Source organism: Sphingopyxis sp., from assembly GCF_036402335.1.
Taxonomy (GTDB): Bacteria; Pseudomonadota; Alphaproteobacteria; order Sphingomonadales; family Sphingomonadaceae; genus Sphingopyxis.
This window is the reverse complement of sequence record NZ_DASWTD010000121.1, coordinates 1-10,036: the sequence shown is the minus strand read 5'-3', so window position 1 is coordinate 10,036 and position 10,036 is coordinate 1. Positions and strand designations below refer to the sequence as shown.

General features: G+C 62.4%; 11 protein-coding genes and 1 tRNA gene. 9 read left to right on the top strand and 3 right to left on the bottom strand.

Annotation, left to right across the window (positions count from 1 at the left end):
• Positions 1 to 274 precede the first annotated feature (274 nt).
• Positions 275 to 1,018, top strand: a complete 744-nt coding sequence (locus VGD20_RS03665; protein WP_331133148.1) for a hypothetical protein — start codon at positions 275 to 277, stop codon at positions 1,016 to 1,018.
• A 45-nt stretch (positions 1,019 to 1,063) separates the two neighbouring features.
• A complete protein-coding gene (locus VGD20_RS03660; RefSeq protein ID WP_331133147.1) occupies positions 1,064 to 2,023 on the top strand; it encodes a glycerophosphoryl diester phosphodiesterase membrane domain-containing protein in 960 nt (319 codons plus the stop codon).
• Positions 2,024 to 2,080: 57 nt separating this feature from the next.
• Here the strand turns inward: VGD20_RS03660 and hemF are convergent, their stop codons facing one another.
• Both hemF and VGD20_RS03650 read right to left on the bottom strand, forming a co-directional pair.
• Positions 2,081 to 2,941, bottom strand: coding sequence for an oxygen-dependent coproporphyrinogen oxidase (gene hemF, locus VGD20_RS03655; protein ID WP_331133146.1), 861 nt, complete (start codon positions 2,939 to 2,941; stop codon positions 2,081 to 2,083).
• The gene (locus VGD20_RS03650) at positions 2,938 to 3,396 is read right to left on the bottom strand and encodes a tRNA (cytidine(34)-2'-O)-methyltransferase (protein WP_331133145.1); all 459 of its coding nucleotides are present in this window, start codon (positions 3,394 to 3,396) and stop codon (positions 2,938 to 2,940) included. The genes hemF and VGD20_RS03650 overlap by 4 nt, the downstream gene beginning before the upstream one ends.
• Before the next feature lie 223 nt (positions 3,397 to 3,619).
• Between VGD20_RS03650 and petA the strand changes: the two genes are divergently transcribed.
• From petA to VGD20_RS03625, 5 genes are read left to right on the top strand one after another with little or no spacing between them, the layout of a single operon-like run.
• On the top strand, positions 3,620 to 4,177 hold the full coding sequence (petA, locus tag VGD20_RS03645) for a ubiquinol-cytochrome c reductase iron-sulfur subunit (protein WP_058803594.1): 558 nt from the start codon (positions 3,620 to 3,622) through the stop codon (positions 4,175 to 4,177).
• Positions 4,178 to 4,190: 13 nt separating this feature from the next.
• A complete protein-coding gene (locus VGD20_RS03640) occupies positions 4,191 to 5,477 on the top strand; it encodes a cytochrome b/b6 (RefSeq protein ID WP_331133144.1) in 1,287 nt (428 codons plus the stop codon).
• Between the two features lie 31 nt (positions 5,478 to 5,508).
• Positions 5,509 to 6,321: a cytochrome c1 gene (locus tag VGD20_RS03635; RefSeq protein ID WP_331133143.1), complete on the top strand. Its 813-nt coding sequence runs from the start codon at positions 5,509 to 5,511 to the stop codon at positions 6,319 to 6,321.
• 22 nt (positions 6,322 to 6,343) lie between these two features.
• Complete coding sequence (locus tag VGD20_RS03630; protein ID WP_331133142.1) at positions 6,344 to 6,898, top strand: adenine phosphoribosyltransferase; 555 nt, start codon at positions 6,344 to 6,346, stop codon at positions 6,896 to 6,898.
• 12 nt (positions 6,899 to 6,910) lie between these two features.
• A complete protein-coding gene (locus VGD20_RS03625; protein ID WP_331133141.1) occupies positions 6,911 to 7,465 on the top strand; it encodes a nucleotidyltransferase family protein in 555 nt (184 codons plus the stop codon).
• 94 nt (positions 7,466 to 7,559) lie between these two features.
• On the opposite strand, the gene VGD20_RS03620 is transcribed toward VGD20_RS03625, so the two are convergent.
• Positions 7,560 to 8,333 (bottom strand): DUF1134 domain-containing protein, encoded by a 774-nt coding sequence (locus tag VGD20_RS03620; RefSeq protein WP_331133140.1) that lies wholly within the window; start codon positions 8,331 to 8,333, stop codon positions 7,560 to 7,562.
• A 243-nt stretch (positions 8,334 to 8,576) separates the two neighbouring features.
• Between VGD20_RS03620 and VGD20_RS03615 the strand changes: the two genes are divergently transcribed.
• Both VGD20_RS03615 and VGD20_RS03610 read left to right on the top strand, forming a co-directional pair.
• Positions 8,577 to 8,669: transfer RNA gene (locus VGD20_RS03615), tRNA-Ser, on the top strand.
• A 212-nt stretch (positions 8,670 to 8,881) separates the two neighbouring features.
• Entirely contained in the window at positions 8,882 to 9,799 is a 918-nt protein-coding gene (locus tag VGD20_RS03610; protein WP_331133139.1) for an MBL fold metallo-hydrolase, read from the top strand.
• Positions 9,800 to 10,036 lie beyond the last annotated feature (237 nt).

The window sequence follows — 10,036 nt, the reverse complement described above, 5'->3', positions numbered from 1 at the left end:
GGCGGATGCTCGAGCAGCCAGATGCGTTCGCCCGCATCCTCCGCGGTTATCGCGGCGGCGCGCGCCTCCATGTCGGCGAGCGCGGCGGCATAATCGGTCAGGCCGGACGTGACCGTCCATTCGGGCGCAGGAAGAAGGCTCATCGTGCGGGCTATCTGGCGCGGCGCGGCGTGCCGCGCAAGGGGCAGGCGATCGATTGGCGACGGGACTGGACATCGGCGCCGAAGATCGTCAGTTTCATTCTGGTCCGGAAACAGAAAATGGTGGGGTATCAATGGCAAAATTCGACATGGGCGCGGCGTGGGACGATGCGACGACGCTCGTGAAAGCCCATCTTCCGTTGACCGGCATCCTTGCGGGCATCTTCTTTTTCCTGCCGGGCATGGCGCTGGCGCTGTTGGGCCCTGCGCCGCTTGCACCGCCCGCCAATGCGACGCCCGACCAACTTGCCGGGCTGATGATGGCCGATCTGCGGCAGCAGGTTCCCTGGCTTTTGGGAATCGCGGTTGCATCGACGCTCGGCTCGGTTGCGATCCTGCGGCTATGGCTTGCGCGGGCGGGAACGAGTGTCGGTGAAGCGTTGACCTTTGCGTTCGTGATGATTCCGACGCTGGTCGCCATCTTCGTGATCCAGTCGTTCCTCTTCGGCATCGCCTTTCTGCTGCTGATCATACCGGCAATTTACCTCATCGGTCGATTTGCTGCCGTCTATCCGCTGCTCGCCGACCGCGAACTCAAGAATCCGGTCGCCGCGCTGCAGGGCAGCTGGCAGATGACCGAGGGTAATGGCTGGCGCATCGCCTTCTTCGTCATCCTGTTCATGATCGTGCTGTTCGTCGTTTCGGCGATCGTCGGCGGTGTCACCAGCCTGTTCGGGACGCAGGGATCGGCCGGCCATGTGATCGCCAGCGCGATCAATTCGGCGGTCTCGGCGGGCTTCGGGTTGCTCAACACGGCAGTCATCGCGTCGATCTACCGCCAATTGACCGTTCGCGCCGACGGGAGCGTATTTGCATAATCCTGGGTCGCATTTCGGGAGTCTCAATTCAGGGGGAGAAGAGCAATGAATCGGTTCAATATCGGTCAGGCATGGTCCAATGCGACCGGCTTTTTTAGCGGCAACGCCGCCAATCATGCGATAGCGTTGATCGGCATCGGCATCCTGATACCCTTGGCGCTACAGTGGATCATCGTCGGCAATCCGATGTCGAACGCGCTCAATCCGGCGATGATGAGAGACCCTTCGATGATGGCTGGCATGGGGCTTGGCCTGCTCGCGGTCTCGCTATTGTCCTATGTTCTCCAGTTCGGGAGCTATTTTACCTCGTGGCGGCTTGGTCTCGGGACCGGCGGCGATGACCTGGCCGGCGGGCTTCGTTTCGGTGTGCTTGCCGCGCTCGCGCTTGTCGGGATGCTGATCGTGACGCTGATCGTCGCGGGCGTGCTGGGCTATGCTATTTCGCCATGGCTTGCGTTCCCGTTCGTTTTGATCGTACTGCTTTATTTCGTCGTCATGTACCCCGCGCTGTTCGGCTTTCTGATGATCGTTTTCCTGCTGATGGCGGTATTCGGCTCCTATGCTCTCAGCGGCATGGCGCCGATGATGGGCGGCGGCGCAGCCGGCGGGGGCATCGGCCTCATGATCGTGGTCCTGATCGGCTTTCTCATGCTCTGGCTTGCGGCGCGCCTGTGCTGCACCGCTCCGTCGATGGCGGATCGTCAGGAAATCCTGCCGTTCGAGGCAATGAAGCGCAGCTGGGCGATGACATCGGAAGGCCAGTGGCGGATCGTCGGCTATTTTCTGCTGATCGGCGCGGTGCTTCTGGTGCTCGCCATCATCCTCGGTCTGATCGTCGGTTCGAGCATGCAGTCGCTCGTGATGGGCGGGGGTGTTCCCGGATTCGGGACGGTAATCTTGATGACCATATTGATCAGCATTCCGATGGCCTATTTCACGGTCGCGATCCCGGGCGGCATCTATCGCTCGCTGGGGCATACCGATGTAAGCCAGGTCTTTACCTGAGCTAACGCGAACAAGGGAATGGATGGGGCGCGTCCGACGTGGTGCGCCCTTCTTATGTCAGTTCCATTTGGCGAGCGGCGGCAGGCTCATCAGGATCGCGTCGATGTTGCCGCCCGTCTTGAGGCCGAAAAGCGTGCCGCGATCATAGACGAGGTTGAATTCGGCATAACGGCCGCGCCAGATCAGTTGTGCGTCGCGCTCCGCCTCGGTGAAAGGGAGGCCCATCCGGCGTCGCACGATCTGCGGAAAGACGTCGAGGAAGGCCTCGCCCACTGCTTGCGTCAACTGGAAGTTGCGGTCGAACTCCGCATCGTCGCCGCATTCGAGATGATCGTAGAAGATGCCGCCGACGCCGCGATGGACACCGCGGTGCGGGATATAGAAATAATCCTCGGCCCATTTGGCATAGCGCTCGTAAACATCGGGGCCAAAGGGCGCGCAGGCGGCACGCAGCCGTGCATGGAAAGCGTCGGTATCCTCGGCATAGGGAATCGGCGGGTTGAGGTCGGCGCCGCCGCCGAACCAGCGCTTTGTCGTCGCGAGGAAACGCGTGTTCATGTGCACCGCGGGGACATGCGGGTTCGCCATATGCGCGACGAGGCTGATTCCCGTGGCAAAGAAGCTCGGATCCTCGCCCGCACCGTGGATCGACCCGGCGAAGTCGGGTGCAAACTCGCCCGCGACGGTCGAGACGTTGACCCCGACCTTTTCGAACACCTTGCCCGTCATCACTCCGCGCACGCCGCCGCCGCCTTCGCCCGGCTCCAGCCCTTCGGCCTCGCGATCCCACGGCGTATATTCAAAGTGCGCGTCGCTGCCCGCCTCGGCCTCGATCGCCTCGAATTCGGCGCAGATGCGTGTCCGAAGCGATTCGAACCAGGTACGCGCCGTCTGTTGTTGCGGGTCGAGCGAGATCATGCCGGAAAGCCTTTCGTTTGCCTGAGAGCCTCGGCGAGCGCGATGCCAGCCGCGACCGCGACATTCAAGGAGCGAAAGCCCGCCTGCATCGGAATCGCGACCCGCGCCGCCGCCGCGTCGTGGACGTGGGGCGGGACTCCCGAAGATTCGGCACCGAGCAACAGTATATCGCCGGGTTCGAACGAAAAGGCGGGAAGGGGAGTCGCGCCTGCCGTGGTCAGCAGCACGATCCGGCGGCCTGCGCCGATGCTCCAGTCGCGGAAGGCCGGCCAGTCGGCATGCCGCCGCACATTGGCGCGCACGGCATAATCCATTCCGGCGCGTTTCAGCCCCCCGTCGGAGAAAGGAAAACCGCACGGCTCGATAATATGTGCGGGCGCGCCGAAACAGGCAGCGGTGCGTAGCGTGGTGCCGACATTGCCCGCGATATCCGGCTGAAACAGGGCGATTTCCATGGGGCAGCCATAGCCGGGGCGGCCTCCGGAATCGAGGGGCTTCGCCGCGGCATCTTGGTACAGTCAAAGAAGCGGAAATTGACTGTTGGCAAGCCCCGGATGTGCGGCTATCAGGCCCGCAATTCCCGGAGGGGCCGCCGGGGCGCGCCATTTTGTGCGCGCGCAATCGGGGCGGCCTGCCTTTCCGGGAGATTTGTTAGTTCACCCATGCAAGGGCAGTCGAATGGCCAGTGAATCTGAACTCAACGCCGGCATCGAAGATGGCGTGCGGCGCCGGGATTTCATCAATATCGCGGCAGTGAGTTTCGCTGGTGTCGGGGCGGTTGCGGTGGTGTTGCCGCTGCTCAACCAGATGAACCCGTCGGCCGACGTGCTCGCGCTGTCGACGACCGAAATCGACATTTCGGCGATCCAGCCCGGCCAGGCGATCAAGACCAGCTGGCGCAAGCAGCCGGTGTTCGTGCGCAACCTTGTCGCCAAGGAAATCGCCGAAGCCAAGGCCGTTCCGCTGGGCGACCTCCGCGATCCCGAAACGATCGACCAGCGTACCAAGCCCGGCAAGGAAAACTGGCTGATCACGCTCGGCGTCTGCACTCACCTCGGCTGCGTGCCGCTCGGTGCTGCCGAAGGCGAGAACAAGGGCGATTTCGGCGGTTATTTCTGCCCGTGCCACGGTTCGCACTATGACACCGCGGCGCGCATCCGTAAGGGCCCGGCACCCAAGAATCTGGTTGTGCCGCCCTATGAATTCACCAGCGACACCGTCGTGACGATCGGCTGAGGAGCGAGATAAGATGAGCTTTCCCTGGGCCAAACCCTATGAGCCGACGCATCCGCTGATGAAGTGGATGGACGAGAAGCTGCCGATTCCGCGCCTCGTCTATAATGCCACCGGTCCCGGTTATCCGGTGCCGCGCAACCTCAATTATTTCTGGAACTTCGGCGTCCTCGCCGGCGCCGCGCTGATGATCCAGATCATCACCGGTATCGTGCTGGCGATGCATTATGCCGCCAATGCGGGCGTCGCGTTCAATTCGGTCGAGCACATCATGCGCGACGTGAACGCCGGCTGGTTCATCCGCTACGCGCATATGAACGGCGCGAGCATGTTCTTCATCGTCGTTTATCTGCACATTTTCCGCGGCCTTTATTACGGTTCGTACAAGGCGCCGCGCGAAATGGTGTGGCTGCTCGGCGTCGTGATCTTCCTGCTGATGATGGCGACCGCCTTCATGGGCTATGTGCTGCCGTGGGGCCAGATGAGCTTCTGGGGGGCGCAGGTGATCACCGGCTTCTTCTCGGCGATACCGCTCGTTGGCGAGCCGGTGCGCGAATGGCTGCTCGGCGGCTTCGTCCCCGACAATGCTACGCTCAATCGCTTCTTCTCGCTGCACTATCTGCTGCCGTTCGTGATCCTGGGTGTCATCATCCTGCACATCTGGGCGCTGCACATCCCGGGTTCGTCGAACCCGACCGGCATCGAGGTGAAGGACGAGCAGGACACTGTCCCGTTCCACCCCTATTATACCGCAAAGGACGGTTTCGGCGTCGGCGTCTTCCTGCTGATCTTCGTCGCGCTGACCTTCTTCAGCCCGAACGCGCTCGGCCACGCCGACAATTATATCCCGGCGAACTCGCTCTCGACCCCGGCACATATCGTTCCCGAATGGTATTTCCTGCCCTTCTACGCGATCCTGAAGGCCTTCACCTTCAACTTCCTGTGGATCGACGCGAAGCTGTGGGGTGTCATCGCGATGTTCGGCTCGATCGCGCTGCTGTTCTTCCTGCCGTGGCTCGACAGCTCGCCGATCAAGTCGTCGAACTATCGTCCGCTGTACCGGATATTCTTCTGGATCCTCGTCGTCGACGTGCTCCTGCTCGGTTGGTGCGGCATGCAGCCGGCGGAACAGCCGTGGGTGATTCTCAGCCAGATCGGTGCGATCTATTATTTCGCGCACTTCCTGGTGATCCTGCCGATCGTGTCGCGGATCGAACGCCCGCTTCCGATGCCGAATTCGATCACCGAAGCGGTCCTCGCCAAACACGCCACCGACACCTCGTCGGCTTCGGCAACGGCCTGAGCGCCGGACTTTAACAGGAGCTGATACAGCCATGGTTCGCCCGCTCGGATTTCTCGTCGGTCTCGGTTTCATTACCGCGCTGGTGCTCGCGATTCTCACGACGCCGCTCAGCAATGAAGAGAATGTCGCTCACTCGTTCCACAAGCACCCTCGCCATCTGAAGCTGGCCAGCGACGGCATTGTCCTGCCGCATTGGGACAAGGCGCAGTTGCAGCGCGGCATGCAGGTGTACAAGGAAGTCTGCTCGGCCTGCCACAGCCTGCACCATGTCGCGTTCCGCGACATCGCGGACTTTGGTTACACCGATGGCCAGATCAAGACCTTCGCCAAGGGCTTCCAGGTCCCGTCGATCAACCCCGACACGGGTGAACCGGCGACGCGCGACGGCCTGCCGTCGGATTATTTCCCGTCGCCCTATGCGAACGAAACGGCTGCCCGCGCCGCGAACAATAACGCGCTGCCGCCGGATCTTTCGCTGATCACCAAGGCGCGCGAAGGCGGCAAGGACTATGTCTATTCGCTGCTGACCGGGTTCCAGAACCCGCCGAAGAACCTGCCGGCAGAACTGCAGCCGGGCACCGGGCTGCACTACAACCCCTATTTCGCGAACCTCAATCTCGCGATGGCACCGCCGCTGGCTCCCAATCAGGTTACCTATGCCGACGGCACCAAGGCGACGGTCGACCAGATGGCAAAGGACGTGACCGCGTTCCTCGTCTGGACCGCCGAGCCGAAGCTGATCAAGCGCATCCAGGTGGGTTATGCAGTCTTCTTCTTCCTGCTGATCTTCACCGTGCTGACCTATCTGTCGTACCGGAATATCTGGGCCGACAAGAAGCATTGATGAGCCGGGGAGGGCGGCCTTCATGATCGCCCTCCCGCATCGGCCGGACCTCGACCTTGCGTCGCTCGTCCGTACCATCCCGGACTTTCCGAAGCCGGGCATCCAGTTTCGCGATATCACGACGCTGATCGGCGACGCGGCGGGCTTTGCCGAAAGCGTGCGCCGGCTGAGCGTACTTGCCGCCGTGCATCGTCCCGACCTCATCGTCGCGGTCGAAGCGCGCGGCTTCCTGTTCGGGGCCGCGATGGCGACCGCGATGGGGCTCGGCCTTGTTCCTGTACGCAAGGCCGGCAAGCTGCCCGGCGTCACGATCGGCGTCGACTATGAGCTCGAATATGGCGTCGACCGCCTCGAACTCCACGAAGGCGCGGTGCTGCCGGGGCATCGTGTCGTGCTGGTCGACGACCTGCTCGCGACGGGCGGGACGATCCTCGCCACGGCGGAATTGATGCGGAGTGTCGGGGCCGAGGTCGCCGCAGCGCTGTTCGTCATCGACCTGCCGGACCTCGGCGGATCGAAACGCCTCGCGAGTGCGGGCCTTGTCTGCGAAACCCTGATCGCTTTCGATGGCGACTGACTCCGAATGAGCATGGACCAGCGCGAAGTACTGGAGACGCTTCTGGCCTCCGATTCCCCTCGAATGGCAGCGTTGGCGGGCGTCGCGGCACTCGAACTTCCCGATTGCTGGATTGGCGCGGGTTTCATTCGGGATGCCGTGTGGGATCACCTGCATGGTCGCCCATCGACCTTTCCGGCCGGCGATGTCGATGTGATCTGGTTCGCCCCAGAGATGTCCGACAGTCAGGTCGATCGTGACATTGAGCGGAATCTCGGAGAGCGGCTGCCGACGTTCCGGTGGTCGGTCAAAAATCAGGCTCGGATGCATCGCCGTAACGGCGACGCGCCCTATGGATCGGTGGCGGGCGCGATGAGGCACTGGCCCGAGACGGCAACCGCCGTGGCCGCGCGTCTCGACGGCAACGGTATCGCGATCTGTGCGCCTTGCGGACTCGACGATCTGTTCGCATTGCGGCTGCGCCCGACCCCTGCGTTCGCGGGCGAAAAACGGACGATCTTTCAGGAGCGTTTGTCATCGAAGCGCTGGGCCGAACGCTATCCTCTGCTCTCGATCACGGGCGGTTAGCCGTCCCGGATAGCCGTCATGTTCGTTGGAGGAAGCCAAGAAAAAGCCCGCGCCGAAGCGCGGGCTGTCGCCCCCGTGGCAAACGGGTCGTGTCTTAGAAGGGCACCCAGTTCTGCTTCTTTCGGAACTTCATATAGCCGGCGTTTACGCACAGCCGTGCGCCAACGCCGACGCGGATCGGGATCAGCACTACATCGCCACGGCGCAGGTAACTCGCGTTGAAACCGCCAATCAGATAGGCGGCGCCTTCGCCGGCGGGGAAGCGCTTGTAGAGATCCTCGCTGTCGAAGAGATTGTAGACGAGCACAAAGGTGTTGCCAGCGTTCGCACCGGCATCGAAGCCAATCGACGGGCCGGTCCAGTAAGCCGGCAATTCGCCCTCGATCTTGTGATGGAGGGTGCCTGAGCCGTAACGAACGCCGAGGACAAGCGCGCCGCCGGCTTCGCGGCCGACGATATAGGCATTGGGCTCGCCCTGCTTTTTCAATATGTCCTCGATCATCCCAGCGAGGCCTTGCGCGCCCTTGCCGAACACGCCTTCCGCCGCACCGATCAGGTCGTCCTTCTTGTAAGTTGAACCGGGCGCCGCGGCGACGGTGGTCGCCGAGACATCACCCGTCGTCGCCGAACTACCGACCGGCGGCGTTTCGCTCGTCTGCTGGTCGCCGGTAGCGAGATCGCTGTCGTACGACGGCTCGCTGTATGTCTCGCTCGTCGCGGGCGGCGGCGCGGGGTTATCGATATCGGAATCGATCGTCGTGCTGTTGGGATCGACTTCGCGCATCTGTGCCGCCGCAGGAAGCGGCGCCAGCGCAAGGCCGAGCGATGCCATCACGGCGACGGTAAGGCGGGTGATTGTTTTCCGCATGGTGGACCCCCAAAAATCATGTGGCGCTCCGGCGCCGAAATCTGCGTTAATCATGACTCGCTTTCGCGTGCGGGCAATGAACCGGCGATGACCCGAGTCGAATTTACGCCAGACCGAATCGATTTGGCGATGAAATGCCCGTCACGACGTCAAAAATGCGCAATCTTTGGCGTTGCGGGGCGCGAAGTGCATGGCTATAGCGACCCGCCTAGGCCAGACTGCCGTTAGCGCGGCAGACCATGCGGAGACGTGGGTGAGTGGCTGAAACCAACGGTTTGCTAAACCGTCGTACTGGTAAATCCGGTACCGAGGGTTCGAATCCCTCCGTCTCCGCCACCTTCCTTCAAATGACGAAATGTGTGATGCCACCCGTTGCGTCGCTCCCACGCGCCCGCATCCCCGCGCGCCCGCGTTGCAGTTGCGGAACCTGTGCCAAGGTGCAGGTCGGGCTGCCCATCAGGCAGTATAACCTGTCGGCGCGTAGGATGGCGCCAGCCAGGCAAAGGCGCGATCCCTTGTTCTCCCTAACGCAACGCAAGGAGAGCAACATGATTTTGGACACTATCGCGCATTCCAGCACATCGGCCCTCGATGAGCCGGTCCCGTCGCGTTACGCGCTGCAGGTCGGCGACATCGACGTGCTCGTGATCAGCGACGGCGTGCTGCCGATCCCGGCGCATGTTCTGGCGCATAATGTCGAGCCCGAGGTCCTCGATGCCTGGCTGGATGACCAGTTCCTGCCGCACGAGGTGGCCGAATGGCCGCTCAACATCCTCGTCGTGCGGAGCGGCGACCAGGTCATTCTCGTCGATGCCGGTCTCGGCATGGATCCGAATCTCAAGCTGGAAAAGGCCGGGCGACTGGTGCAGCGGCTGGAGGCGGCGGGAATCCCGCTCGCGTCGATCACCGACGTGGTGGTGACCCACATGCACATGGATCATATCGGCGGATTGATTATCGAAGGTACGCACGAACGGCTGCGCCCGGACCTGCGCGTTCATGTCGCGGCGGCCGAGGTCGAGTTCTGGAAGGAGCCCGACTTCTCGCGGACCGTGATGCCCGCTGGTTTCCCGGACGCGCTTCGCGCCGCCGCAAAGCGCTTCATGGACCAATATGGATACCAGATCCGCACCTTCGAAACCGAAGTCGAGGTGGCGCCCGGCGTCACCGCCCAGCTTACCGGCGGCCATACCCCCGGGCATTGCATGGTCCGCGTCGCGTCGGCGGGCGAGCGGCTGACCTTCGTCGGCGACGCGATCTTCCAGGTCGGTTTCGATCAGCCGGACTGGTACAATGGTTTCGAGCACGATCCCGAGGAATCGGCCCGCGTTCGCGTCAATCTCCTGCGCGAGTTCGCCGAGACCCGTGAGGCCTTTGTCGCGACGCACCTGCCGTTTCCGTCGATCTATCATGTGGCAGTCGCGGGGGATGCCTTTCGCGCGGTTCCCGCCGTCTGGGACTATTGAGCGCCTGTTGCGCTGCAAACCGGTAGGTTAATCGATAGCGGGCAGCACGAAAAAACGGCCATGGTCGGGTCCGGACCATGGCCGTTTTTCTGCGGTTGGGACGGGAATAATTATTGTAATTGAGAATCGTTCGCGATAATGCCGCTGGCATCATTCCCGACCAGAATTCTCCAATGCACGCACCCACATCTTCGCGACCGGCGACCAGAAAGAGCCGGAAAGCCTTTTGGCTGAAAC